Genomic DNA, 26441 nt, shown 5'->3' on the forward strand with positions numbered 1-26441 from the left:
TGGGTCATTGCCAGACTCGGAGGATGGACCGGCTACTACGGCAAGCCAGGGCCGAAGGTCATGCGCATCGGCCTCGATCAGTTTCGCGCCATCAAATACGGCGCCTCCCTCGGACTATGAGATGTGTGAATCCGATAGCCCCCGCTGGGGGGAGAGGTTGGGTGAGGGGGTTACACCCGGCCTCTCCTCCTCACCTAGCCTCTCTCCCTGGCGGGGGAGAGGAACACGATCGGCAGTGATGACAACGGATACTCCGCTCCTCGAGGTGAAGGGCCTGCGCACGGAGTTCCGCTCCGGCGGCAGCTCGTTCGCGGCCGTCGACGGCATCAGCTTCTCGCTGGCGCCGGGCGAGACACTGGGCATCGTGGGCGAATCCGGCTGCGGCAAGTCCGTGACCTCGCTCTCCATCATGCGGCTGGTGCCCAACCCGCCCGGCAAGATCACGGCGGGCGAGATCAGGCTGGAAGGCCGCAATCTCCTCGACCTGCCGGAAAGCGACATGCGCGCCGTGCGCGGCGACGACATCGCCATGATCTTCCAGGAGCCGATGACCAGCCTCAACCCGGTGCAGACCGTGGGCGATCAGATCATCGAAGCCGTCCAGCTCCACCGCTCGCTCAGCGCCGCCGCGGCGCGCGCCCGTGCGCTGGAAATGCTGCAACTGGTGAAGATCCCCTCGCCCGAGACCCGGCTCGACGAGTATCCGCACCAGCTCTCCGGCGGGATGCGCCAGCGCGTGATGATCGCCATGGCCCTGGCCTGCGACCCGAAGCTGCTGATCGCCGACGAACCAACCACCGCCCTCGACGTGACCATCCAGGCGCAGATTCTCGACCTGCTGCGCGACCTGCGCGAGCGCACGGGCGCCGCCATCATGCTGATCACCCACGATCTCGGCGTGGTCGCCGAGATCGCCCATCGCGTGATCGTCATGTATGCCGGCCGCATCGTCGAGGAGGCGCCAGTCGGCCTGCTGTTCGCCGACGTCCCGAGCCCGCTCAACCCGCCCAAGGGCTGCCGCTTCCACACGCGCTGCGCCTACGCCCAGGACCGCTGCCGCGAGGAGGAACCCCTCCTGCGCCCCCTGGAGGATGGCGCCGGCGCCGAAGGCCAGGTCGTGGCCTGCCATTTCGCCGAGAGCATCGTGCCGCCCGCCCTGGTGCCGGAGAACGATCCGCCCTACGCCCGCCGGCTGGCCGCCCTGCGCAAGCTCTCCGTGGCGGCGTAGGCGTCGACCGCAGGCTTGTTCCGGGCCTGCGGCGGCATTTTCCAGGGCATAAACGCAACAAACGAAATAAACGAAACAATTGAACGGAAAAGGGCCTCCCCTCGCCAAATATCCCTTACTGCGTTCGGGGCGACATCGGCGTTTGATCGGCGCACCGCGCAAATCCCAACAAGATTGTCATCCCGAACGCAGTGAGGGACATTTCGTCTTTTCTCGAAAACCAACGAACCTGGAGCCTCGGATGTCTCAGGGCGGGCGCCGCCGCGGCCCGGTCGGAACGACGGTCAATCGAGTGGAATCACTTCCTCGACGAAAGAGTCCAGCACGAGATCGTCAGACGATCCGAGATGCCAGAGGCAGTTCACGTCGAGCGTGAGGATCGGCCTGTCCCACCATCGCGCGACGATCTCCTGCAGCTCTTCCGCTTCGGCGGCCTCGAGGTGATCGGTGAGATTGTAGAGACCCACGAGGTAGAGATCCGTTTCCGGCCTACCGAGACTCCGCTGGATCCGGCGCAGCAGGTTCATGCCGTTCCTACACTCTGGGTAGACGCGCAGATAGAGCCGGCCAACGTTGATGTTGCCGGAGAACAGGCCGCGCACCTCGACACGCAACGGACCGAGCTGCCTGAGAGCGGCCCTCGCGTCGTCGGAAATGCGGTACGGCAGATCCTTCGAGAGAGATCCGCAGATCGTTGCATGGAGTTTGTCGCGACGCTTCGGCAGGAGGTCCCAGGCGACCTTGTTCGCGAAGGGCGAGTGCCTGAGGTCGCGCTCCAGCTCCTGATACGAGGCAGACTTCTCCAGCGCATCGGGAGGGACAGGCAACACGAGCGAGAAAATGCGCTCGTGTCGCCCCCTGCGATAGGACGCGCCAGGCCGCGAGTGGATGATGTCAGGATGGTCCGGTGCGATCAGAGGCAGGTGCGCGAGACGATAGGCCTCGTCGAGCCGGAGCTTCTCTCCGGCAGCGAACCGCGTCCGGCTCCGGAGATAGCCGAGCTCCGAATCGGAACAGAAAACGTCCAAGCGGGCGTCTCTTAGGCGTCCGGCACGCCCGAGGTCGTCGAATACTCGAAGTGCAGCGGCGTCTCGGGATGGATCAGCGCATAGGCCGAGCGGGCGGCGATCGCGGCTTCGGCGAAGCCGGTCAGGATCAGCTTGAGCTTGCCCGGATAGGTGACGACGTCGCCTACGCCGAAGATGCCGGGCTTGTTCGTCGCCGCCGTCGCAGGATCGACCTCGATCTGGTTGCGCTCGAGCGCGAGCCCCCAGTCGGCGATCGGCCCCAGCGACATCGACAGGCCGAAGAACGGCAGCAGCACGTCGGCCTCGATGCGCTTCGTTGCCCCTTCGAGGGTGGCGACCGTGACAGCGGTGAGCTGGCCGTTGTCGCCTTCGAGCCCGTGAAGTTGGTACGGCACCACGAGGTCGATCTTGCCCGCCTTCGCCAGCGCCTTGAGCCGCGCCTCGCTGTCGGGCGCAGCGCGGAACCTGTCACGCCTGTGGATCACCGAGACACGGGCCGCGATCTCAGCCAGCGACAGCGCCCAGTCGACCGCGGTGTCGCCGCCGCCGGCGATCACCACCCGCTTGCCGCGGAAGGTCTCGCGCTGGGTGACGTAGTAGAAGACGCTCCGGCCCTCATAGGCCTCGATGCCCGGCAGTGGCGGGCGGTTGGGGCCGAACGCACCGACGCCGGCGGCGATGATCACCGCCTTGGCCTGCAGCACGGTGCCCTTTGATGTCGTCAGCCGCCAGAAGCCACCGGTCAGAGGCTCCAGCGCCTGGACCTGCTCGCCCAGGTGATAGACCGGCCGGAAGGCCGCCGCCTGCGCCTTCAGCCGGACGATCAGCTCGGCCGCTTCGATGCGGGGAAAGCCCGGAATGTCGTAGATCGGCTTTTCGGGATACAGCGCCGTGCATTGGCCGCCGGGATCGTCCAGGACGTCGACGATATGGCAGTTGAGGCGGACCATGCCGCACTCGAATACGGAAAAGAGCCCGACCGGCCCCGCCCCTATGATGATGACGTCGGTCTGCTGCGTGTGTCCGGTGGCCATGGTCACAAATTGGCGCAGGTGATGCGCAAATGAAAGGCCCCCGGCCGCACACTTGGAAGGCGCAGAACCGGGGGCCGGAATTGGTAGCTGGGGGCGGACTTGAACCGCCGACCCCGGCATTATGAGTGCCGTGCTCTAACCAGCTGAGCTACCCAGCCATGGGTGGGCGCTTTTATGCGGCGGGGCCGTAATCTGTCAAGAAAGGCGCGGCTAGGGCCGCGCTCCCGGGCGCGTCCCGCTGATCCCGTGTGCGGGCGGCACCGGAATGCGCTCGAATCGGGTCAACCGGCCATTTTCGAACGTCGCTCGATAGCCGGTTCCCACGTCGTATTGCTCTCTGGTCGTCTGGGGAGAACCCAGCAGCCGTCGCACCTGCTCCCTTGATGCGCCGATGGCCAATTGGCCTGGCGGCACAGGTTCGGAATTCGATGCATCAGTCGCAAAGGTGGCGTCGACAAAAGCGCGATCTGTTCCCGGCACATGCTCTGTCCTCGCGATGACCGTGACCTTGTCTCTTCGAAAACAGATCCTTTGGCTCGCGTTGCCTGCTGTGTAAATCCAGCATGTCTCCACGCTCGGCCCCATGATGGCTTCGACCTGTTCGCGAGACATGCCAGTCGCCACCCGTTCGGGATGCCGGTCGCTTGTTGGCTCCTCGCCCAAAGGAACGAAGACGACATCGGAATTTGGATCCACTGGCCGGGCGCGGGGCGAACAGGCGGCGAGGCAAATGCCGATGACGACGAGGATGCAGTGCTTGGACATCATCGGGCCTCGATGCTCCTCGCTAGAATACCATTTCCTCAATGGCGGCGACCAGCTTCCGAATATCCGCCGCGTACAGCCCGGCCGAACCCAGATTATTGACCTCGATCACGTGCAGGTCACGGCTCGGCCCTACGCTGATGTCCAAAGCGTAGGCCCGTTGCGGCTGCCAGGGATCAGCCGCAATGCTCTCCGCAAACGCGACGACCTCCGGATCGCTGTAGTTCTCGTAGATCACCCGCTCACCGCGTTTGTAGAGGGAATTGGTGACCACCCGGCCGTCGACGATCCAGAACCGGTGCTCCTCGGCGATCTCTCTCAACGGACCGATGACGATGCGCGTATCGGGCTGGATGGAGGACTCCACTTCCGGCTCGTCCCACAGCTTCCTCACCTGGGCGTGCCATTCCAGGAATTCGTCCCGTCTCGTGGGCCCGGCCTTCCACAGCTTGTTGTCCTCGGCGGGCCGGCAGAAGAACCGGTCAGGCAGGGAGGACAGCGGCACGTCGCCGAAGCGCCACACAGCAGCCGCCGCGTTCAGCATGGCGTCGCCCCAAGTGCGGACATAGGCGAGATGGTCGTGTTCCACCTCCAATACGCCTGGAATCCAGCCCTTTCGCCGCGCTTCATGGCGGATCGCATAGGCGCCGATCACGATGACATTTCCAGCCGGGTTCGCTTCCGGCACCAGCTTCCAGTCATCGCCCAGGTCATGGAAGCTGTGCGGGATACCCAGTCGGGGCAAAGTCTCGGCGAGTTCGCGAACGCCTGGCTCGGTCCGCATCGCATTCTGGATGATCCAATGCATCGCCGACAGAACTAGGCGCTGAGCGGGGCGCCGTCCATGTCGTCCACCGCCTCCCCCAGGAAGCGCAGGATGGTCGGTGCGATGTCGACGAGGCTGGTCGGGCGGCCGGCCTCGCCCTGGCCGCATTCGGGATGGATGAAGGTCAGGAACGGTCGGGTTTCGGCCGGCCCCAGGCCGCCATGATGGCCGCAGCCGATTTCCGGCACGCCCTCACCGTCCTCGACCAGCCAGCGCGTGCCGCGGACGCCATGGTCGTTGTTCTCGTCGTGACGTGCGGTGTCCACGGCGGCCACCAGCGCGTCGGCCGTCAGGCCGGTCGCGGCGAGCGCCTCGCCGGTCAGGATCGAGCCGGCCCACGGTTCCTGCAGCATCTTCGGCAACAGGTCCTCGACGGCCGCCCTCGTCGCGCCGGTCGCGTAGATCAACGCCGACGTGCCCTGCGAAGCGACGCCGATGCGGCCTTCCTTCAGGTCGGCCTCAAGGCCGTTCTCGGCAAGCCAATTGCCGATATGGATGGACCGGCCGATCGTTTCGTGGCCGTGGTCCGACCCGACCACGACCAACGTGTCGAACCGGTCCTGATGTTCCTCCACCGTCTCGATGACCTGCGCCACCAACCGGTCGGTGACCTCCAGCGCACGGAGATGCGCGGGCGAGCCCAACGGATCGTGGTGCAGGGTGAGGTCGGGATTGGCGAGCCACAGGATGGCCAGCCGGAAGCCGTCAGATGGTACGACCTCCGCGCAGAAGCGTCGCGTCATCTCGATGTCGCCGTCGAGATCGTGGCTCACGTCGAGATGGGCGTCGCCGGTGAGCGAGGTGCCGCCGGGGCCGAACGAGCCGGCCCGATGCAGCACCGTGCCGAAATGATCGGGATCGAGAAAATAGGCCGCGCCGGGAGAGACGTTCGAATAGGCGATCTGGCCGCCCGACTTGGCCAGCCGCTCGGCCATGGTGGGAACACGCAGCGTGCGCCCCGTCACGCGGCGCATGGTCTGGCGGAAGGACGGCGCGCCGACATTGTGAACGGTGATCCGGCCCGCCTCGACCAGCGCCATCTGGTTGCCTTCGAGCCCGTGTCGTCCGGGAAAGCAGCCCGTCGCGATCGAGGCGGCAGAGACGCGCGTGACCGAGGGAAAGACCGCGCGATGGTCGCCGGCACGTCGATGCCCGGCCAGCAGGCGCGCCAGGGTCGGCGTGTAGGTCTCGCTGACCCATTCGGCGCCGAGGCCGTCGCACACGATCAGGATCGCCCTGCGGGGCCGGGAAGCATTCATGAGACCATGATAGACCATGCCCGGCCCCGGGGAATCGTCATTCCGGCTGGATGCCTGCCTGCGAAACGATGCGATCGCTCTTGGCCACCTCGTCGCGCACGAACTGGCGGAACTGTTCGGCCGTCGAGCCGACGGGCACCGCTCCCTGGTCGCGCAAGGCGCTCTGCACCTCGGCGGCCGCGAGCGCGCCGACCAGGCCGACGCGCAGTCTGTCGACGATCTCCTTCGAGGTACCCTTCGGCACGGCGACCCCGACCCAGGTGTTGAACTCGTAGCCGGCGAAGCCCAACTCGGCCATCGTCGGGACGTCCGGCAGCGCCTCCGACCTCACCGCCGAGGTCACGGCGAGCGCGCGCAGCTTGCCCGAGCGGACCAGCGGCACGGCCGGCGGCACGCTGCTCACGGCCATGTTGATGTGCCCGCCCACCGCATCCTGCACCAGCGGGCCCGAGCCCTTGTAGGGGATGTGCAGGAACTTGGCCTTGGCCATGCTCGACAGGAGTTCGGCCGCGAGATGCTGCGGGCTGCCGCTGCCGATCGATCCGTAGCTGACGGTACCGGGCTTGGCGCGCGCGACTTCGATCAGCTCCTGGAGGGACTGCGTCGTGTTCGCCGGCGCGACGAACACCAGCGGGAAGGTCGCCACCAGCGTCACCGGCTCGAAGTCGGTGCGCGGGTCGTAGGTCATGTTCTTGAACAGGCTGGCGTTGATCGCCATCTCGCTCGCCGCGCCGAAGAGCACGGTGTAGCCGTCGGCCGGCGCCTTCGCGACGCTCGCGGCGCCGATCATGCCGGTGGCGCCGGGCTTGTTCTCGATGACCACCGTTTGGCCGAGCAGGTCCGACAGACGTGCCGCCATCGCGCGCCCGGTGATGTCGGTGCCGCCGCCCGGCGGATAGGGAATGATCAGCTTGACCGGCTTGGCGGGGTAGGTGTCCGCCCGCGCCGCCGAGGGCGCCGCTGCCGAAAAGGCCAGAAGGAGCGCCGCGAGGGAATCGCGACGCGAGAAGGGACGCTGGGTGATGTCGCTCGTCATGCCCGGCCTTATCCGGGCAACCGGTGACGCGGCGGTTACGGATTTATGGAGAGCGTCGGATGAAGCCGCCGCCCAGCACGCGACTGCCTGTCGCGGCATCGTAGACAACGCAGGCCTGTCCCGGCGACACGCCAACTTCTGGCTCGGCGAAGCGCACGAGCGCCCCCTCCTCCGTCAGCTCGATCTCGGCAGGACGCAGGGACTGGCTGGAGCGCACGCGGACCTGCACTGGCAGACGCCCCTCGTGAGGAGAATCAAGCCAGTTCACGTCATACAGCGTGATCTCGTCACGGCCGAGCGCCGAACGCGGTCCCACGACGACGCGCCGCGATGCCGGCTCGAGTCGCACGACATACAGAGGATCGTTGTCGGTGCCGTCGCGCCCGCTCAACGCGAGGCCACGCCGCTGTCCGACCGTGTAGCGCACGATGCCCTCGTGGCGGCCGACGACAGTGCCCGCCATGTCGACGATGTCGCCCGGCTCGACGGCTTCAGGTCGCAGCTTCTGGACGACCGACGCATAGTTGCCGTTGGGCACGAAGCAGATGTCCTGGCTGTCGGGCTTGTCCGCGACCACGAGGTCGAAGCGCCCGGCCAGCGCGCGCGTCTCGCTCTTGGGGAGATCGCCCAGCGGGAAGCGCAGGAAGTCGAGCTGCTCGCGCGTCGTGCCGAACAGGAAATAGCTCTGGTCACGCGCCGGATCTGCGCCGCGATGCAGCTCCGGGCCCGCCTCGCCGATCACGCGACGGACATAGTGGCCGGTGGCCAGGGCCTCGGCGCCCAGTTCGCGGGCCGTCTTCAGCAGGTCGCGGAACTTGACGGTACGATTGCAGGCGATGCACGGCACCGGCGTCTCGCCGCGCGCATAGGCATCGGCGAAGGACTCCATCACCTCGGCGCGGAAGCGGCTCTCGTAGTCGAGCACGTAGTGCGGAATCGACAGGCGCTCGGCGACCTGGCGCGCGTCCTGGATGTCCTGGCCGGCGCAGCAGGCCCCTGTTTTCCCCACCGCAACGCCGTGGTCGTAGAGCTGGAGCGTAACGCCTACCACGTCATAGCCCTGCTCCTTGAGGAGCGCGGCCGTCACCGACGAATCGACGCCACCCGACATGGCGACCACCACGCGGGTGTCCGCGGGCGCCTTGTCGATGCCGAGGGAATTCAGGACGGACGAGCGGGACATGGCGGGGCCTATATAGGCGTCGCTCCCGGCCGCCGCCAGCCGCGGCTAGTCGCGACGGTAGCCGCTGTCGCGCACGACCTTGGCGACGCCGTTGCGGTCGTAGACGATGGCGACACGGTCGCCCATCTGGATCTGGCCATCGTCGGGCTGCGCCACCGTCACGCGCTGCCCATCGTCGCGCTGGACGGTGACCTCGATGCCGCGCCGAGGTGCATTCTGATCGACCGCCGTCCCGGCAATGCCGCCCGCTACGGCGCCCAGCAGACCGCCGACCACGGCGCCCCCCGCCGAGTTGGTAATCGCGCCACCGGCCACGGCCCCACCGACGGCGCCCAGGCCGCCGCCGATCAGCGTGCCGTCGCTCACGCCCGAGCCTCTGCCTCCGCGAACCTGCACTTCGCGAATGGAGATCACCCGTCCCTGTTCGCCGCGATAGCTCGCGCCCTGCGCGGACGTGTTGACCACGCCGGGCTGGACGGCACCGCTGCTGCCATTACAGGCGCTCAATCCCGTTGCAAGGATGGCTGGAACCACGAGGCCGACGCGCCAATTGCGGAACATCTGAAGGGACACCTTTCGCACTATTCGATCTAAACGAAGGTAATGGGTTCAATCCAGTTTGCGCGACGTATCGCGCACGACGCGCGCAGCGCCGCGACCATCCTGAACGATCTGTACGCGGTCACCGAGCTGAACGTCCCCGTCGTCGCGCTGCGCCACCGTCACGCTCTGCCCATCGTCACGCTGGACGGTGACCTCGATGCCGGGTCCCCCGCTGCGCTGACCGTCGGCAATGGTGCCCGCGATCGCGCCACCGACGGCGCCGAGAAGGAGGCCCACGACGCCGCCCCCCGCCGTCTGACTGGTAATTGCACCGATCGTAGCACCGATACTGCCGCCGATGAGACCGCCCATCAGCGCGCCATTGCCACCACCGGAGCCGCCACCACCGGCTAGGCCGACTTCGCGAATGGAGACGACGCGGCCGGGGCCACCGACCGGCGTGCTGTAGGCGACCTGAGTCGCCGCTCCGGGCGGAGGGACGTTCGACGGACTGCCATAAACCGGCGCACTCGAACTCACGATGCCGGGCTGCACGGCATTGGACGCACAAGCGCCGAGTCCCGCTGCCAGCACCAGCGGCAGCAGCAGAGGACGCACTCTCGTCGCGATCATGGGGACCCCTCCCGGAGCATTATGTGTCGCCCATGTTTCCGGCCAAATTGCGGCGTCCGGCAAGCGCCGGCGCTAGTCGCGTTCGTCGATCCAGGCGGCCTGGATCGCCTCGAGGATCTTCTCGTTCGAGCGCGTGGCATCGTCCTCGAAATCCGGCAGCTCCATCACCCAGCGATGCAGGTCGGTGAAGCGCAGGTTGACGTTGTCGACGTCGGGATGGCGCTCCTCGAGCTCGATCGCGATGTCCTGCACGTCGGTCCAGCGCAGCTTGCGGGCCATCGGCCTCTCCTACTTGTCGACCATCATGTTGCGGGTCGCCGCCGGCAGCTTGACCACCAGCCCGTCGAGAGCCTCGCTCATACGGATCTGGCATCCCAGTCGCGACGTGTGCGTGAGACCGAACGCAAGGTCGAGCATGTCTTCCTCGTCGTCGCTGGCGGGCGCGAGCTTCTCGAACCAGACGTTCTCGACCACCACATGGCAGGTCGAACAGGCGAGCGAGCCTTCGCACGCGCCCTCGATCTCGATGTGATTGCGATGCGCGATCTCGAGCACCGAAAGGCCCAGCGGTGCATCGACTTCCTTGCGCGTCCCGTCCCGCAGGACAAACGTCATCTTCGGCATCTCTCGCTCTCTTGCTCCGCTACTCGCCGACCCGGCTTTCCAGGTCGCCCATCGACATGCCCGACAGCGCCTCGCGGATGCCGCGGTCCATGCGCCGCTCCGCGAAGGGCTTGGACAGCGTCTCGAGTGCCTCGGCCGCCGCGTTGATCTCGTCCCGACTCTCGCCTTCCATCGCCGTTTCCAGCCGCGCCCGCGTCGCATCGATCGCCGCGCGCTCCTCGCCCGACAGCAGTTTGCCATCCTTCGCGAGGGCTGCCTCCAGCGCCAGAATGCCACGCCTCGCCTCGACCCTCGCCTCGGTCAGGAGGCGCAGGTTCATGTCGGCCTCGGCGTTGTCCATGCTGTCGTAGAGCATGTCGGCCATGTCCTCGTGGCTAAGCCCGTAGGACGGCTTCACCTCGACCCTCTGCGCCACGCCGGTCGTCCGCTCCTCGGCCGCAACCGTGAGCAGCCCGTCGGCATCGACGGCGAAGCTCACGCGGATGCGCGCCGCGCCGGCAGTCATCGGCGGGATCCCCAGAAGCTCGAAGCGTGCGAGGCTGCGGCAGTCGGCGACCATCTCGCGCTCGCCCTGGACCACATGGATCGACATGGCGCTCTGGCCGTCCTGGTAGGTCGTGAAATCCTGGGCGAGTTGAGCGGGAATCGGCGTGTTGCGAGGCACGATCTTCTCGACGATGCCGCCCATCGTCTCGAGGCCGAGCGACAGCGGCGTCACATCGAGCAGCAGCGTGTCGCCACCGCCGGTCAAGGCCTCGGCCTGCAACGCGGCGCCCAGCGCCACGACCTCGTCGGGATCGATGTCGGTCAGCGGCGGCTTGCCGATCATCCCGGCGACCTTCGTGCGCACCAGCGGCACGCGCGTCGAGCCGCCCACCAGCACCACTCCCTCGACGTCCGCCGCTCCCATACCGGCATCGGCCAGCACGTTGCGGGAGATCTCGAGCGTGCGCGCCACGTGGCTGTCGACCATCGCGTCGAACTCTTCGCGCGTCAGCGTGTGGAAGGACGGGACGCCGGCGATCTCGAGACGCCCCGAGGTCTGGTCGCGGTCGGAAAGTTGTTCCTTCATGTGCCGGGAAAGCGCGAGCGCCGCCTTCACCGCCGTCTCATCGACCTCGTCCGCAAGCCCATCACCCTTGCGTTCCTCCAGCAGGCGCTCGGCAATCGCGCGATCGAAGTCGTCACCGCCCAGCGCCGTATCGCCGCCGGTGGCCAGCACCTGGAACACGCCCTTCTCGAGCCGCAGCAGCGAGAAGTCGAAAGTGCCGCCCCCCAGATCGTAGACCGCGTAGAGTCCCTCGGAGCCCTTGTCGAGGCCATAGGCCAGCGCGGCCGCCGTCGGCTCGTTGACCAGCCGCAGCACTTCGAGGCCGGCCACGCGCGCGGCATCGCGGGTCGCGGTGCGCGCGGCATCGTCGAAATAGGCGGGCACGGTGATGACGGCGCGCTCGACCGGCTTTTCCAGCGCGGCCTCGGCGCGGGCGCGCAACGCCTTCAGAATCTCGGCCGAAATCTCGACCGGCGAACGCGCCCTTCCGCCGATGCGAAGCTTGACCATGTCGGTCTGTCCGGTGCCCGGCTCGACCTCGTAGGGCAACACGCCCGCCACGGCGTGAAGGTCAGCGGCTCCCCTCCCCATCAGGCGCTTGATCGAAGCCACCACGTTGCGCGGTTCACTGCTCACCAGGGCGCGCGCCTGGTCGCCGACCAGCACGCCACCCGCTTCGGGATAGGCCACGACCGACGGCACGAGCGCCCTGCCCGTCTCGTCGTGCAGCGCCGCCGGCGTTCCGTCGCGCGCGATCGCGACCACCGAATTCGTCGTGCCGAGATCGATGCCGACCGCCAGCGAGCCCTCGCCGGCATGCGGCAAGGGCGTTTCGCCCGGTTCGTGGATCTCCAGCAAGGTCATGCGTTCGACCGATCGATATTCATGCGTCGAGCCCGCGCTTCCTCGGCGAACTTGTCGAGGTAGCGCAGGCGAAGGAGCGTCTTTCTGATGGCGGCCCTGTCGTTTGCCAAGAACAAACTCGCAAGCTCCGCCAGCGCCTTGTGCACGTCCTGGCGCGCTTCGACAGCCAGCTTGTCGACCGCTTCCGGCGTGTCGGCATCATGCAGCGCCTCGCGCGCTTCCATGGCTTCCATCAGCAGATCCGGGTCGTCGATCGTCTTGCCGTCGCCCGGCAGGTCCACACCCGCCATCCCGGCCATGTAGAAGGCGCGGCTCAGCGGGTCCTTCAGCGTGCGATAGGCTTCATTGACCGAGGCGGCCTCGGCGGACGCCCGCACCCGATCCTCGGGTGGCTTGGCCACGAAGCGGTCCGGATGCCACTGCCGCTGGAGGGCGAAATAGGCCCTGTCCAACGCGGCCGCGTCGAGGTCGAGCGCCGCCGGCAGGCCCAGCCGCGCGAAATGATCCATGACCTGGCTTCAGACGTGGAAGGATTCGCCGCAGCCGCAGCGGCCCTTCTCGTTCGGGTTCCGGAATACGAAGCCCGACTTGAGCTTCTCCTCCTCGTAGTCCATCTCGGTGCCGATCAGGAAGAGCGAAGCCTTGGGATCCACCAGGAGCTTGATGCCCTCGGCCTCGATGACCTCGTCCATCGGCTCCTGCTTGTCGGCGAACTCCAGCGTATAGCTGAGGCCCGAGCAACCCTTGGTGCGCACGCCGATGCGGACGCCCGCCGTCGGCTTGCCACGACCGTCGATCAGCGCCTTCACGCGCTCGGCAGCAAGCGGCGTCACACTCATCAGCTTGGGACGGGGACGGCGCGGCCGCGGCGTCGCAGGCGCTGCCGGCTTGGCGGTTTCGGTGGTCGTGGTCATACGATTGGCTCCGAAAATGAGCTACTCGGCCTTCTTGGTGGCCTTTGAGCGATAGTCGGCGATCGCCGCCTTGATCGCGTCCTCGGCGAGGACCGAACAGTGGATCTTCACCGGCGGCAGCGCCAGGTGGCGCGCGATGTCGGTATTCTTGATCGTCTCGGCCTCGTCGATCGTCTTGCCCTTCACCCACTCGGTGACGAGCGAGCTGGAGGCAATGGCCGAGCCGCAACCGAAGGTCTTGAACTTGGCGTCCTCGATAAGCCCGTCGGCGCCGACCTTGATCTGCAGCTTCATCACGTCGCCGCAGGCCGGCGCGCCGACCAGACCGGTACCGACATCCTCGGCCGTCTTGTCGAACGAGCCGATGTTGCGCGGGTTCTCGTAGTGATCGATCAGCTTCTCGCTGTAAGCCATGACTCTCTCCTCAATTGTCGAGCGGCGCCCGATACGTCAGTGGGCGGCCCACTCGATGGACTTGATGTCGATGCCTTCCTGGGCCATCTCCCAGAGCGGGCTCATCTCGCGCAGCTTGTTGACGTGTCGCACCAGCTCGTCGACCGCCGTATCGACCTCATGCTCCGTCGTGAAGCGGCCGAGGCCGATGCGCAACGAAGTGTGGGCCATCTCCTCCTCCACGCCGAGCGCGCGCAGCACGTAGCTGGGCTCGAGCGAGGCGGACGTGCAGGCCGAGCCGGAGGACACGGCCAGATTCTTGATGCCCATCATCAGCGACTCGCCTTCCACATACGCGAAGCTGATGTTGAGGTTGCCCGGAATGCGGTGTTCCAGATCGCCGTTGACGACGATGTCCGTGAGCTTGGCGCGCAGCCCGTTCAACATGCGCTCCTGAAGCTTCTTCAGCCGCTTGGCCTCGTCGTCCATCTCCTTCATGCAGATCTCGGCCGCCTCGCCCAGACCGACGCAGAGCGGCGTCGGCAAGGTACCCGACCGGAAGCCGCGCTCCTGGCCGCCGCCGACGATCATCGGCACCAGGCGCACCCTCGGCTTGCGGCGGACGTAGAGCGCACCGATGCCCTTGGGACCATAGATCTTGTGGCCCGAGATGCTCATCAGGTCGATGTTGAGCGCCTCGACGTCGAGCGGAATCTTGCCGGCAGCCTGGGCGGCGTCGGTATGGAAGAACACCTTCCTCTCGCGGCAGATCCTGCCGATCTCGGCCAGTGGCTGAATGACGCCGATCTCGTTGTTCACTGCCATCACCGAGACGAGCACCGTCTTGTCGGTGATCGCCGCGCGCAGCACGTCGAGATCGAGCAGCCCGTCCTGGCGGACCGGCAGATAGGTCACCTCGAAACCCTGCTGCTCGAGATGGCGGCAGGTATCGAGGACGCACTTGTGCTCGGTGACGGTGGTGATGATGTGGTTCTTGCGGTCCTTGTAGAACTCGGCCACGCCGCGGATCGCGAGGTTGTTCGACTCGGTCGCGCCGGAAGTGAAGATCACTTCCTTTTCGTCGGCACCGATCAGCTTCGCGACCTGGGCGCGCGCCTTCTCGGTGCCCTCCTCGGCTTCCCAGCCATAGGCATGGCTGCGCGAGCCCGAATTGCCAAACTTGTGGGTGAAGTAGGGCATCATCGCCTCGAGCACCCTCGGATCCATCGGCGTCGTGGCCTGATAGTCGAGGTAGATCGGCTGGTCGTTGCGCCGGATTTGGGTAATGGCTGTCATGCTAACCCCTCGTTACTCCTACGCTGCCCTGGCCCTAGAATCGGTGTGGGATATATCCGACTGTCTTACTCGGGTATATAGGTTCTGCCATGCCGTGATCAAGCGCTCGATGTCGGCGGATGTGCTATTCCAGCCTAGGCTGATCCGGATCGCGCAGCCGGCTTCCGCCGCAGGCACGCCCATAGCCTCCAGAACCGGCGACCGCTGCACCTTCCCCGACGAACAGGCCGCCCCCGCGCTGATGCAGACACCAGCAAGATCGTACGCCATGACCTGCGTTTCGGCGGGTACGCCCGGCATCGAAATGCACGTCGTGTTGGCAATCCTGGGTGCCTTTACACCGAAAACCTTGGCGCCGGCCGCAATCTGGACAAGGGCTAATTCGAGCCGGTCGCGGAGCGCGGTGACATCAAGACCATCAGCCGCCTGTGCGGCCGCGGCGCCGAAGCCGGCGATGCCCGGGACATTCTCGGTGCCGGCACGGCGATTGGATTCCTGCCCTCCGCCCCGAAGATCCGGCCGCAGCGGCGCGCCGCTGCGGATCACCAGCGCGCCCACACCCGTGGGGCCGCCCAGCTTGTGGGCCGAAAGGCTCAGATAGTCGACGCCGAGACCATGGAGGTCGACCGGCACCTTCCCCGCCCCCTGGACGCCATCGCAATGGACCAGCGCGCCGGCGGCCCGCGCCAAGCGCACGACGTCGGCGATGGGCTGGACAACGCCGGTCTCGTTGTTGGCCAGCATCACAGACACCAGGGCCGGCTCGGCCGACGCCGCGAGCGCCTGCTCCAAGGCCGCAAGATCGAGAACACCGTCGCCATCGACCGGAAGGATTTCCGCCTGCGGCGCCGCACGGCGCACGCTGTCATGTTCGATGGCCGATACCAGCACCCGCCGCCGCCCCGCACCGGACAGCGCCAGATTGTTGGCCTCGGTGCCGCCCGACGTGAAGATCGTCTCGGCCGGCAGCGTACCCACCAGGGCAGCGACTTCGCGGCGCGCCCTGTCGACAATCGCCCGTGCCCTGCGCCCCACGCCGTGGACAGACGACGGATTGCCGCCTTCCCGCAGCGCTTCGACCATGGCATCGAACGCCACCGGCCTCAGCGGGCTGGTGGCGTTGTGATCCAGGTAAGCGGCAGCCGACATCGGACGTCCCGGACTAGCTGGCCGCGGCCATCGAGGATTCGGTGTTCGCCGCCGCGTTCGCCGCAGCTGGCGCCTCGAGGAAGCGGGGCGCGAGCTTGCGCTCCAGCACGTCGAGCAGGGTCACAGAGCTCAGGAACAGATGAATCTGGTTGCCCAGCTCTTCCCACAGGTCATGCGTCAGGCACTTGCTGCGGTCGGCCCGGCAGCCGGTCGCGCCCATCTCGGTGCAGCGCGTGGCGCTGATCGGTTCGTCGACCGCCAGGATGATCTCCGACACCCTGGTGTCCGCCGACCCCCTGGCCAGGCGATAACCGCCGCCGGGACCGCGTACGCTCTTCACGAGGCCTGCCCGCCGCAGCCGCGCGAAAAGCTGTTCCAAGTATGACAGGGAGATTTCCTGACGGGTGGCAATATCCGACAGGGAAACCGGCTTAACCTGAGCGTGGCGCGCCAGATCGACCATCGCCATGACGGCGTAACGTCCCTTGGTGCTGAGCTTCACAGCATCCTCCTCACGACCGGAATCGGCCGGTCCTCGCTATGGAAACGCCTAAAGTTCTTGAAAACCAAGGCGTTGCTACGATATGCCAGCGCCCCAGACAGGGGTTCTAGGCAAAAACCAACTGCGTCACTCGGATTTAATTAATCCGAGCAGTTTGGTCAAGTATCGAAAATCCCCGCAAACAACCGCCAGATCGGTTACGACCAAAGGGTCGATCAGGGTGAAGAACCGGAGTCTCGATGCCTGACGTGATGTTCACCGGCCCCGAAGGTCGCCTCGAGGGTCGCTATCACCAGAGCAAGGAAGAGCGCGCGCCGATCGCGCTGATCCTTCATCCGCACCCACAGTATGGCGGGACGATGAACCACAAGGTCGTCTTCTCGCTGTTCCATGTTTTCGTGAATCGCGGCTTCTCTGTGCTGCGGTTCAACACGCGCGGCGTCGGCCGCAGCCAGGGACGCTTCGACAACGGCATGGGCGAACTGTCCGATGCCGCCGCGGCGCTCGACTGGCTGCAGGGCATGAACGCCGACGCCAAGTCGTGCTGGATCGCCGGCTACTCGTTCGGCGCCTGGATCGGCATGCAGCTGCTGATGCGCCGGCCCGAGATCGACTGCTTCGTCTCGGTGGCGCCGCCGGCCAATTCCTACGACTTCGCCTTCCTCGCTCCCTGCCCGTCCTCCGGCCTGATCGTCGGCGCGGAGAAGGACGAGGTCGTGCCGCAGGCCGACATCCAGAAGCTGGTGGCGCGCCTGTCGCTACAGAAGGGCATCACGGTCGAGTCCCGAACCATCAAGGGCGCCAACCACTTCTTCCACGACTCGCTCGACAAGCTCGCGGTCGATGTCGACAAGTACGTCGCCAAGAGCCTGCTCAATCCGCCGGGTCGCGCGACCAGCAACAAGGAACCCTGATCAGGGCTCCTTGATCAGGGGACGTTGAGCCGGCCGCCCGTCATAGGACGCGGCGCACCGGTGGTCCCAGGAAACGTCAGCGGCAGCCCACGCAGGGAACGGACCGCGAGAAAGGCGAAAGCCTGCGCTTCGAGCGCATCGCCGTCCCATCCGAGATCCTCCGCCGTCATCACCTTGCCCCGCGTTTCCTCGGCGATGGCCCGCAGCAGCGTCGGATTGCGCGCGCCGCCTCCGCTGATCACCCATTGCGACACCGGCGCCGGAAAATGCTTCGCCGCAAGCGCGATGGCGCGGGCCGTGCCTCGCGTCAGCGTGGCCGCCCCGTCGACGACGCTGAGGCCCTCGGCCCAGGCGTCGTTGAAGTCGCCGCGATCGAGCGACTTGGGCGGCACCCTCGCGAAGAAGCGATGCTCGGCGAAGCGGTCCAACCTTCCACGATCGACCTCGCCCGCGGCTGCCAGCGCACCGTCCTTGTCGTAACGTTGCCCGGCCCGGCGCGCGCACCAGTCGTCGATCGGTCCGTTGCCCGGGCCCGTGTCGAAGGCCAGCAGCGCCCCGTCGGCGCCGATCCAGGTCACATTGCCTACGCCGCCGATGTTCACGACGGCAAGCGGTCGCGTCAGGTCGGCCGCGAGAGCGGCGTGATAGACGGGCACCAGCGGCGCCCCCTGCCCGCCCGCCGCCACGTCGTCGCGGCGCAGGTCGTTGACGACCCGCACGCCCAGTGCCTGCGCGAGCGCGGCGCCGTCGCCGATCTGCCAGGTGAAGCCGCGGTCGGGCTGGTGCGTGATGGTCTGGCCATGGAAGCCCACGAGGTCGAGCGTATCGGCCGCGATGCCCGTCTTCGCGGCCCACGCCCGCACGGCGGCCACGTGCATTCGGGTGACGACCTGCTCGGCCGCTCGCGTCGCCTCCGTCTCCACCGTGGCGCCGAACGCCGCACGGATGACGCGACGGGCCTCGTCCGGATAGGGCACCGTCAGGGCCGGCCCGAACGCAGCCACGCGCTCGCCGTCGGTCTCGATCAGCGCCACGTCGACACCGTCGACAGAGGTGCCGCTCATCAGGCCAAGGGCCCGCAGGAAAGATGAAGCCATTGGGGGAATGTGTTACACCCCCGCCGCCTTCAGGGACAATCAGCCAAGCAACGGACCGAGCGGAAGATGTCGGGTTTCAAGTCGGATTTCATGCGCATCGTGCACGAGCGCGGCATGGTGCATCAGTGCAGCGATACCGCACGCCTCGACGAGCTGCTGTCGAGCGGCGTCCGCACGGCCTATATCGGCTTCGACTGCACCGCCGATTCGCTGCATGTCGGCCATTTGCTGCAGATCATGCTGCTGCGCTGGTGGCAGAAGTGCGGCCACAAGCCGATCGCCTTGATGGGTGGCGGCACCACCAAGGTCGGCGATCCCTCGGGCCGCGACGAGACGCGCCAGCTGCTCACGCCGGCGCAGATCGACGCCAACATGGCGAGCATCAGGAAGAGCTTCGCCAACTACCTTGCCTTCGGCGAGGGCGCGACCGACGCGGTGATGGCCAACAACGCCGACTGGCTCGATGGCCTGCTCTACATCCCGCTGCTGCGCGACGTGGGCCGGCACTTCTCGGTCAACCGCATGCTCACCATGGACTCGGTGAAGCTGCGGCTCGAGCGCGACCAGCCGCTGTCGTTCCTCGAATTCAACTACATGATCCTGCAGTCCTACGATTTCGTGGAGCTGAACAAGCGGCACAACTGCATCGTCCAGATGGGCGGCTCGGACCAGTGGGGCAACATCGTCATGGGCGCCGATCTTGGCCGCCGCATGCAGGGGGCCGAACTCTTCGCCCTGACCTCGCCTCTGCTCGCCACCGCCTCGGGGGCCAAGATGGGCAAGACGGCCGCCGGCGCGGTGTGGCTCAATCCGGAACGCCTCTCGCCCTATGATTTCTGGCAGTACTGGCGCAACACCGAGGATGCCGATGTCGGCCGCTTCCTGAAGCTCTTCACCGACCTGCCGCTGTCGGAGGTGGCGCGACTCGAAGCGCTGCAGGGCCAGGAGATCAACGAGGCCAAGAAGATCCTGGCCACGGAAGTCACCACCCTCGCCCATGGCGGGCAGGCCGCCGAGAGTGCGGCCGAGACGGCGAGGCGCACTTTCGAGGAAGGGGCCAAGGCGGATACCTTGCCGACGGTCGAGTTACCCCGCGCCAAGCTGAAGGCCGGCATCGCTGCGTTCGAGCTGATGCACGAGGCCGGACTTGCCGAAAGCAGGAACGAGGCCCGCAAGCTCATCAAGGGCGGCGGCGGTCGCCTGAACGACAAGCCGATCGCCAATGACATGGCGACGGTGGGTGAAGGCGATCTCGATGCCGACGGGACGTTGAAGCTTTCGGCCGGGCGCAAGCGCCACGTCCTGGTGCGCGCCATCTAGCGACGCTCAGGGCGCGCGCTGCATCTCCGGGGACCCGATGGGCTGACCCGGCGCCTCCCTGCCGGTGGTGGATGGCGAACTGAAGACATCGCGAAGAGCCCCCGGCGCCATCGCCGACATCATGTTGACGTCGGCCTTCAGGTCGTCGAACGGCCCATGAAGCTGGTAGGAGACGGCGAACATGCCGCCGTCCTTGCCACCGGTCAGGAGCGGCCCAAGCAGCGGTACGTTGGACAGGAGATTGTTCAGCGCGAAGGCCGGCACGACGATGCCGTTCAGCCGGACGGTGTCTTTGCCGAGGTCGATGACGCCCTGCGTCGTCAGCCCGATCGACTGGCCGCTGGTACGGCCGTTGCGGATCTGTATGACGTCCCCCGCCTTGGTCAGGTTGGCGCTCAGGCTGTCGAACTGCTGCAGCGCGTTGCCCGCACTGTTCAATCCGTCGATCGCCGAATTGAGCGTGCCGATGTCGCGGCGGGGCGTCATCCTCTGGAGTCGAAAGGGCCCCATCTTGAGCGTGCCCTCGAGCGGCGGATCCGCCCAGGTGTCGTTGAACTTCCCTTCGATGTGCAGATGGCCGCCGACCAGCCCATCGATCCAGCCGGCTTCGGTGAGCAGCTGGCCGAAGTCGGCGACGTAGAAGAACAGCGTGCGGCCCTGGGCGGCCGGTGTTACCCGAAGTGTCGTTCCCTTGCCGCCGCCCATCGTGAGGTCGGCCGAGGCCACCCTGTCGCCAACGAGTTCGAGGCGACCGTTGAGATAGCCCAGAGACCCACGCTTCACGATGACGTTCTGCAGCTGAATTTGAGCCTTGGTGCTGGTCCGCGAAACCGAGGCCGCGCCTTTCGGCTCACGGGCAGCGACCTGGTTGCGATTGCGCAGCATGTCATGCACACGCTGCAGCTCCAGCGCCTGCCCCTTGATCGCAATGTCGACGCCGCCCGGGTTGCGCCGCCAGTCGACGGCAATGTCGGTCTGGCCGATCTTGACCTGCTGCAGGCTGATCTGCTGCACGCTGCTGTCGCCGCCGAATCGTACCTGCCCCTTGGCCTGCAGTCCGCCGCCGCGTCCATCGAAGTCGGCCGTCGTGATCTTCCCGCCGGCAGCGAGTTTGAGGGTCATGGTCGCGAGCGCCTCGGTGCCCGCCTCCTTGCTCCAGGCCAGCGGGATCACGTCCAATTTCGCGGCCTTCATGTCGAAGCGGCCGCCGACCTCGCCGGTCCCGTTGGTCGCGACCTGATAATGCAGGGTCGTGCCGATCGGGCCGACGACGTAGGGTTCGATCGAGGGGAATCCGGCCTTCTCGACGAGGCCTGCTGGGACCGTCCCCTTCACGTCATAGCGCCGGCGGAACGGAGCTTTCGCCGCGAACATCTCGCGCCAGGTGACGTCGACGACACTGCCGTCGAGTTTACCCTGCCCCACGACACTCAGCTCCGAATTGCCGTACTTTACACGCGCCGTCGCATCAGTGAGATCGACGTCTCCCAATACGTCCTTCAGCGAGAAGGCAGTGAGGTGCGCGTCGGCCGCGACGTCGATCTCGGCGACGGTCAGCGCGTCGATCAGCGGGAAGCTCAGCGAAACACCGACCGCCACCTGGCCGCCAAGACGGCGATGGTCGTAGAGTGTTTCCTTGGGCAGGCCAAGCCGCGGCCGCGCGAGGAAGCGCATGATGTCCTGCGCCGAGCCGGTGATCGGCAGGCGGATCGCCGCCATCTGAGGCGCCGGCTTGTCGAGCCCCGTAAGGTCGATCGTGCCGTCGGTCACCTTGAGGTTGACCGCGCCGCCGCGCGCAATGTCGAAGTGCAGATTCCCGTTCTCGTAGCGGGCCTTCCCGGAGACATCCTGCATCTCGGGCATGTGCGGCATGTACCGGACAGTCAGGCCGCCATAGTCGAGAAAGGCCGCCATGCGCTCCATCTTGATGTCGGCGATGTGGTCGACGGGCGCGCTCGCCGCGAACTCGGCGGCGACGTCGATGGTCCCGGCCGTGACGTTGGTGATCGCCCACCGGCGGCCGCCTTCGGCGAACTCAAGCGGCCAGTAGTCAGCCAGCTTGTCGACCGGAATCCGCCGAATCTCGGCACGGCCCGCGAAGTGGCGGGTTTCGGAGATGCGGTGGCCGGCGCCGGTGACGACCACCCTCGCCGCACCGAAATCGAAGTCGACGCGCTCGATCTTCGAAGTGTGTGCCACATTGTCGATGCTGAACCGCGCATCCATCGAGCGAACCTGATGCGCCACCGGCAGGATACCCGGCAGGGTCACGCTGCCATTGGCGCCGTTGATCTCGACGGCCACCGTCTTGACCTCGCCCTTGCCCGTTCCCTCGATCTGCAGGCGTCCCGACAGGGCAAGGTCGACACCACGCAGAATCGCCAGGTCGGAAGAAAGATCGGCGAAGATCCAGGGCTTGAATCCCGAGACCTTGGCCTCGAGCGAAATCCGGCTGCGATCGCGCGTGTAGACCCCGGACAGCGAGAGGTCGACCGGGTCGCCATGGCCGGCGAACCGGGCATTGGCCGTGATGGACACGCCGGCGGCGTCGCGCCGCAGCTCGGCGCTGGCCTCCGGCGCATTCCAGCTCAGCCCCGTCTTCAGATCCCGGATCGTGACGTCTGCCCGTTCGACCACCACCGAATCGAGCTGCCCGATCAGCGACTTGTAGTTGGGCTCCGCCAGCAGCTGGTCGACCAGGATCGATATCGCCTCTCCCTGCGCGCCACCTTTCGGCGACGTGAAGATTCGCTGGAAGGCTCCGCCCTCGCGGGCGACATCGGCCTCGATCACGGGCCGGATGATCGCGATCGAAGTCGGCAGGAGCATGCCCTGGACCACGGACCGCGGCTCGAACGTCAGAGCCGCCTCGGGTGCGGTGGCGATGACCTGATTCTGCCCGTTGGTGAATCGAAGTCCCGTGAACGCCAGCTTGATCGGCCGGCTTATCCCGCTCCACTCGAAGAAGATCCGGTCGAAGTCCGGATGGATGTCATTGCCCGGTGCGTCGATCAACCGGGCGATGCGCGGCTTCATGAAGTCGAGGTCGACGGGGCCTGACATCAGCCGCAGTGCCGCGACGACCACCAGAGCGGTCGTGGCAAGCACCAGACCGACCGCAATGCGAAGAACTACCCGGTAGGTCCGCTTGACCAAACTCGACTCTTCCGTTCCTTGACGATGGCGGCGCGCTTGGGCAAGCGTGCCGCTGCACATGAGAATTTACCCGTCGACACATTGAATGTCTTGGATTTCGACCGCCCGCCTGCCAAGTCCGCACGACCCGGAGCGGCAAGCCGTGGCGTGGGCACGCTGGGATGAGCGCGCCGCGCGGCCTGACGATCCCGCGGCCATCGCGCTGCTCGACGCGCTGTTCGGCAACAGTCCCTACCTGACGGAAACCGCCCTACAGAGCCCGGGTTTTATGACCGATCTATGGCGTCATGGTCCGGACGCCGCGGCCGCCGCCCTGACAGCCGAACTGGCCGCCGTGCAAGGCGAAGCCTCGACGGGCGCCATGCCGGCCGAGATTGCCTCGCGGCTCCGGCGCCTGAAGCGCCGCGTGGCGCTCGCCGTCGCCGTCGCCGACATCGCCGGGGCCTGGCCGCTCGACCGCATCACCGGCCAGCTCAGCGACTTCGCCTCGGGTTGCCTGTGCGCCCTCACCGACTCGATCCTCCTCCAGCTCGAGCGCGACGGACAGCTCGCGCTCGGCGGAACGCCCGACGCCGCGGCCTTCACGGTCCTGGGCATGGGAAAGCTGGGCGCCGGCGAACTCAATTATTCGAGCGACATCGACCTGATCCTCTTCTACGACCGCGATGCCCCGGCACTGGCCGGCAACGACCAATTGTCGCGCCATTTCGTGCGCGCGGCACGCTTGCTGGTCCAGCTCATGTCGGAGACGTCGGCCGACGGCTACATCTTCCGCACCGATCTGCGGCTCCGCCCCGATCCGGGCTCCACCCCGCTCGCCATGTCGGTTCAGGCGGCCGAACTCTACTACGAGAGCGTCGGCCAGAATTGGGAACGCGCCGCCATGATCAAGGCGCATCCGGTGGCCGGCAACGAAGCCGTGGGAGCGGCCTTCCTCGCCGACATGACGCCCTATATCTGGCGCAAGCATCTCGATTTTGCGGCGATCCACGACATCCATTCGATCAAGCGGCAGATCGATGCCCACCGTGGCGGCGGCACAGTGAAGGTCCTGGGCCACAATGTGAAGCTCGGCCGCGGCGGTATTCGCGAGATCGAATTCTTCGCCCAGACCCAGCAGCTGATTTTCGGCGGCCGCAACCCAACGCTCAGGCTGCGCGCCACCTGCCCCGCCCTGCGCGCGCTCGCGGCCGCCGGTCACATCACGGCCAAGGCGGCGGACGAGCTGATCGAGGCCTACGGCTTCCTGCGCCGCGTCGAGCATCGCCTGCAGATGATCGACGACCGGCAGACCCACTCCATCCCCGCCGACGAAGCGGGCGTCGGCGCCGTCGCGACCTTTCTGGGCTACGACACGTCGGAGGCGTTCCAGGCCGCCCTGCTGGGAACCCTGCGCCTGGTCGAGGGCCACTACGCCAAGCTCTTCGAGGAAGCACCGAGCCTTGCCGGCCCGGGCGGCAATCTGGTCTTCACCGGCACCGACGATGATCCCGGCACACTGGAGACCCTGAAGTCGCTCGGCTTCCGCGATGCCTCGGCTGCCGCCGGCATCGTTCGCCGCTGGCACCACGGCCGATACCGTTCGACCGCGACGGCGCGCGCCCGAGAACTGCTCACCGAACTGATGCCCGGCCTGCTCAAGGAGTTGGGAGGCACGGCCGCCCCCGACCAGGCGCTGCTGAACTTCGACCTGTTCCTCGGCAACCTGCCGGCGGGCGTACAGCTCTTCTCCCTGTTCAAGGCCAACCCCGCGCTCCTCGAGTTGCTGGCCACGATCATGGGCAGCGCGCCGGGCCTGGCGGCTCACCTCGCACGCCGCACCTTGCTGCTCGACTCGGTGCTGTCGCCCGACTTCTATCGCCCGCTTCCACCGGTCGAGGAGATGACGGCGGACCTGTCGGCGACGCTCGCCCGGGTCGACCACGAGCAGGATATCCTCGATCTGGCCCGCCGCTGGGCCAACGACCGCCGCTTCCAGGTAGGCGTCCAGCAGCTCAAGCGTATCGTCACGCCCGCCCAGGCCGGGCTCGCCTATTCAGACATCGCCGCGGCCACCATCTCCGCCTTGTGCGATCGCGTTGAACGGCGCTTCGCAGAGACCCATGGCGGTTTCCAGGGTCAGCGCCTCGCAGTGCTGGGGCTGGGCAAGCTCGGCAGTCGCGAGATGTCGGCGACCTCCGATCTCGACCTCATCTTCGTCTACGACATTCCGGCCGGCATGGAGGCTTCCGACGGGCCGAAGCCACTGTCGCCCATCCAGTACTACACGCGCCTCAGCCAGAAGATGGTGACGGCGCTGACCGCGCACACCAACGAGGGCGCGCTCTACGAGGTCGACATGCGCCTGCGGCCGTCCGGCCGCTCCGGCCCCCTCGCCAACTCGCTCGAGGGTTTCGAGAACTATCATGCGCAGTCGTCGTGGACGTGGGAGCACATGGCGCTGACGCGCATGCGCGTGATCCACGGCCCGCAGGCGCTGGTCGAACGCCTGACCGACATCGTGAAACACACCCTCTGCCGCACACGCGATCCGCAGACGCTGGTCCGCGATGTCGCCGACATGCGCGACCGCATCGCCCAGCATGCGCCGCCCAAGAGCCTTTGGGACTTCAAGCACCTTCCGGGGGGCCTGTTCGACATCGACTTCGTTTCGCAGTACCTCGCGCTGCGCCACGCCTGTGACCACCCAGAAATCCTTGATCCTCATCCGGCCGAAATGCTGCGGCGCATGGCGGCAGCGAATCTGATCGACCTCGCGGATACCGACAGGCTGAGCGCCACGCGTACGCTGCTTTCGGACGTCCAGAGCCTGTTGCGCCTCACCCTCAACGGCGACGAGGCCACCTTCGACGAGACCCGGGCGCCCGAAGGCCAGCAGCGCCTGATCGCCGCCACCGAGGGCGCCGCCGATCTCGCCGACCTGCGCGCCCGAATCGAGGCCGAATCGAAGACCGTGCGTGCTATATACGAACGCATCGTGGAGGCGCCGGCCCTGGCTGCTGGCTGGCAAGCGAGGAGCAGGAAATGAGCGTCATCGAAGGCAAGAAGGCCCCGGATTTCACTGCAGCGACCGATGGCGGCGGCAAGCTCAAACTGTCGGAGCTGCGCGGCAAGCCCGTGGTTCTCTATTTCTACCCCAAGGACGACACGCCGGGCTGCACGACCGAGGCCTGCGGTTTTCGCGATGGCGCGGCCGCCTTCAAGAAGCTGAAGGCCCAGGTGGTCGGCGTCTCGAAGGACAGCATCGCCCGCCACGACAAGTTCAAGGCCAAGTACGAACTCAACTTCCCCCTCGTGTCCGACGAGGACGGCAAGGTCTGCGAGAAGTACGAAACCTGGATCGAGAAGAGCCTCTACGGCCGCAAGTACATGGGTATCGACCGTGCCACCTTCCTGATCGACGCGGACGGCGTGGTCCGCAGGATCTGGCGCAAGGTCAAGGTCGCCGGGCACGTCGACGAGGTCCAGGAAGCCCTCAAGGCGCTCTAGCTGTGGAGCCTCAACAGGTTGTCCTCGGCGAGGGCGAGTCTGCTGATGGGTGTTTTACCCTTGATGCCGCCGTGAGGTCGATGCCAGTTATAGCGATGGATCCAGAAGGGCAGCTCTTGGGCACGCTGGTCTGAAGT

General features: G+C 66.7%; 25 protein-coding genes, 1 tRNA gene and 1 pseudogene. 5 read left to right on the forward strand and 22 right to left on the reverse strand.

Translation table 11 applies throughout. The features are described 5' to 3' along the window. Window positions 1-238: 238 nt before the first annotated feature. Window positions 239-1228, forward strand: a complete 990-nt coding sequence (locus Q7V45_RS19500; RefSeq protein ID WP_304855093.1) for an ABC transporter ATP-binding protein — start codon at window positions 239-241, stop codon at window positions 1226-1228. Window positions 1229-1512: 284 nt separating this feature from the next. On the opposite strand, the gene Q7V45_RS19505 is transcribed toward Q7V45_RS19500, so the two are convergent. From Q7V45_RS19505 to Q7V45_RS19595, 19 genes and pseudogenes are all read right to left on the reverse strand, one after another. Next, window positions 1513-2256: a hypothetical protein gene (locus tag Q7V45_RS19505; protein ID WP_304855096.1), complete on the reverse strand. Its 744-nt coding sequence runs from the start codon at window positions 2254-2256 to the stop codon at window positions 1513-1515. A gap of 11 nt (window positions 2257-2267) precedes the next feature. Next, the gene (locus Q7V45_RS19510) at window positions 2268-3290 is read right to left on the reverse strand and encodes an NAD(P)/FAD-dependent oxidoreductase (RefSeq protein ID WP_304855098.1); all 1023 of its coding nucleotides are present in this window, start codon (window positions 3288-3290) and stop codon (window positions 2268-2270) included. An 81-nt stretch (window positions 3291-3371) separates the two neighbouring features. Beyond that, a tRNA-Met gene (locus Q7V45_RS19515) sits at window positions 3372-3448 on the reverse strand. Window positions 3449-3500: 52 nt separating this feature from the next. Continuing rightward, window positions 3501-4058: a hypothetical protein gene (locus Q7V45_RS19520; protein ID WP_304855102.1), complete on the reverse strand. Its 558-nt coding sequence runs from the start codon at window positions 4056-4058 to the stop codon at window positions 3501-3503. Between the two features lie 19 nt (window positions 4059-4077). Further along, on the reverse strand, window positions 4078-4863 hold the full coding sequence (locus Q7V45_RS19525) for an ATP-grasp domain-containing protein (RefSeq protein WP_304855105.1): 786 nt from the start codon (window positions 4861-4863) through the stop codon (window positions 4078-4080). Window positions 4864-4874: 11 nt separating this feature from the next. Beyond that, window positions 4875-6140 (reverse strand): alkaline phosphatase family protein, encoded by a 1266-nt coding sequence (locus Q7V45_RS19530; RefSeq protein WP_304855107.1) that lies wholly within the window; start codon window positions 6138-6140, stop codon window positions 4875-4877. A 37-nt stretch (window positions 6141-6177) separates the two neighbouring features. Further along, entirely contained in the window at window positions 6178-7176 is a 999-nt protein-coding gene (locus Q7V45_RS19535) for a tripartite tricarboxylate transporter substrate binding protein (RefSeq protein WP_304855110.1), read from the reverse strand. Between the two features lie 43 nt (window positions 7177-7219). After that, the gene (gene mnmA / locus Q7V45_RS19540) at window positions 7220-8359 is read right to left on the reverse strand and encodes a tRNA 2-thiouridine(34) synthase MnmA (RefSeq protein ID WP_304855113.1); all 1140 of its coding nucleotides are present in this window, start codon (window positions 8357-8359) and stop codon (window positions 7220-7222) included. A 45-nt stretch (window positions 8360-8404) separates the two neighbouring features. Continuing rightward, complete coding sequence (locus tag Q7V45_RS19545) at window positions 8405-8920, reverse strand: hypothetical protein (RefSeq protein WP_304855116.1); 516 nt, start codon at window positions 8918-8920, stop codon at window positions 8405-8407. A gap of 48 nt (window positions 8921-8968) precedes the next feature. Continuing rightward, on the reverse strand, window positions 8969-9535 hold the full coding sequence (locus tag Q7V45_RS19550; protein WP_304855117.1) for a hypothetical protein: 567 nt from the start codon (window positions 9533-9535) through the stop codon (window positions 8969-8971). Between the two features lie 72 nt (window positions 9536-9607). Further along, a complete protein-coding gene (gene iscX, locus Q7V45_RS19555; RefSeq protein WP_304855120.1) occupies window positions 9608-9814 on the reverse strand; it encodes a Fe-S cluster assembly protein IscX in 207 nt (68 codons plus the stop codon). 9 nt (window positions 9815-9823) lie between these two features. Next, window positions 9824-10159, reverse strand: a complete 336-nt coding sequence (locus tag Q7V45_RS19560; protein ID WP_304855122.1) for a ferredoxin family 2Fe-2S iron-sulfur cluster binding protein — start codon at window positions 10157-10159, stop codon at window positions 9824-9826. Between the two features lie 19 nt (window positions 10160-10178). After that, a complete protein-coding gene (gene hscA, locus Q7V45_RS19565; RefSeq protein ID WP_304855123.1) occupies window positions 10179-12074 on the reverse strand; it encodes a Fe-S protein assembly chaperone HscA in 1896 nt (631 codons plus the stop codon). Then, entirely contained in the window at window positions 12071-12583 is a 513-nt protein-coding gene (gene hscB / locus Q7V45_RS19570) for a Fe-S protein assembly co-chaperone HscB (RefSeq protein ID WP_304855125.1), read from the reverse strand. The genes hscA and hscB overlap by 4 nt, the downstream gene beginning before the upstream one ends. Before the next feature lie 9 nt (window positions 12584-12592). Then, complete coding sequence (locus Q7V45_RS19575; protein WP_304855127.1) at window positions 12593-12988, reverse strand: iron-sulfur cluster assembly accessory protein; 396 nt, start codon at window positions 12986-12988, stop codon at window positions 12593-12595. Window positions 12989-13009: 21 nt separating this feature from the next. Then, entirely contained in the window at window positions 13010-13402 is a 393-nt protein-coding gene (gene iscU / locus Q7V45_RS19580) for a Fe-S cluster assembly scaffold IscU (protein WP_304855130.1), read from the reverse strand. A 36-nt stretch (window positions 13403-13438) separates the two neighbouring features. Continuing rightward, window positions 13439-14677, reverse strand: coding sequence for an IscS subfamily cysteine desulfurase (locus Q7V45_RS19585; protein WP_304855133.1), 1239 nt, complete (start codon window positions 14675-14677; stop codon window positions 13439-13441). A gap of 18 nt (window positions 14678-14695) precedes the next feature. Further along, complete coding sequence (locus Q7V45_RS19590) at window positions 14696-15826, reverse strand: cysteine desulfurase family protein (protein ID WP_304855135.1); 1131 nt, start codon at window positions 15824-15826, stop codon at window positions 14696-14698. Window positions 15827-15865: 39 nt separating this feature from the next. Continuing rightward, a pseudogene (locus Q7V45_RS19595) lies at window positions 15866-16328 on the reverse strand (Rrf2 family transcriptional regulator); the annotation flags it as partial. 239 nt (window positions 16329-16567) lie between these two features. On the opposite strand from Q7V45_RS19595, the gene Q7V45_RS19600 reads away from it, so the two are divergent. Next, on the forward strand, window positions 16568-17242 hold the full coding sequence (locus Q7V45_RS19600; protein WP_068193634.1) for an alpha/beta hydrolase: 675 nt from the start codon (window positions 16568-16570) through the stop codon (window positions 17240-17242). Window positions 17243-17256: 14 nt separating this feature from the next. Here the strand turns inward: Q7V45_RS19600 and Q7V45_RS19605 are convergent, their stop codons facing one another. Then, the gene (locus tag Q7V45_RS19605; protein ID WP_304855140.1) at window positions 17257-18339 is read right to left on the reverse strand and encodes an anhydro-N-acetylmuramic acid kinase; all 1083 of its coding nucleotides are present in this window, start codon (window positions 18337-18339) and stop codon (window positions 17257-17259) included. 66 nt (window positions 18340-18405) lie between these two features. On the opposite strand from Q7V45_RS19605, the gene tyrS reads away from it, so the two are divergent. Further along, complete coding sequence (tyrS, locus tag Q7V45_RS19610) at window positions 18406-19659, forward strand: tyrosine--tRNA ligase (RefSeq protein ID WP_304855142.1); 1254 nt, start codon at window positions 18406-18408, stop codon at window positions 19657-19659. A gap of 6 nt (window positions 19660-19665) precedes the next feature. Here the strand turns inward: tyrS and Q7V45_RS19615 are convergent, their stop codons facing one another. Beyond that, a complete protein-coding gene (locus Q7V45_RS19615) occupies window positions 19666-22815 on the reverse strand; it encodes a DUF3971 domain-containing protein (protein WP_304855145.1) in 3150 nt (1049 codons plus the stop codon). A gap of 85 nt (window positions 22816-22900) precedes the next feature. On the opposite strand from Q7V45_RS19615, the gene Q7V45_RS19620 reads away from it, so the two are divergent. Continuing rightward, entirely contained in the window at window positions 22901-25843 is a 2943-nt protein-coding gene (locus Q7V45_RS19620; protein ID WP_304855147.1) for a bifunctional [glutamine synthetase] adenylyltransferase/[glutamine synthetase]-adenylyl-L-tyrosine phosphorylase, read from the forward strand. Continuing rightward, complete coding sequence (bcp, locus tag Q7V45_RS19625; protein ID WP_304855148.1) at window positions 25840-26304, forward strand: thioredoxin-dependent thiol peroxidase; 465 nt, start codon at window positions 25840-25842, stop codon at window positions 26302-26304. The genes Q7V45_RS19620 and bcp overlap by 4 nt, the downstream gene beginning before the upstream one ends. Here bcp and Q7V45_RS19630 read toward each other — a convergent pair. Beyond that, a partial coding sequence (locus Q7V45_RS19630) for an integrase core domain-containing protein (protein ID WP_370692630.1) occupies window positions 26301-26441 on the reverse strand: 141 nt, incomplete at its 5' end. The genes bcp and Q7V45_RS19630 overlap by 4 nt on opposite strands.

The organism is Reyranella sp., from assembly GCF_030651995.1.
Taxonomy (GTDB): Bacteria; Pseudomonadota; Alphaproteobacteria; order Reyranellales; family Reyranellaceae; genus Reyranella.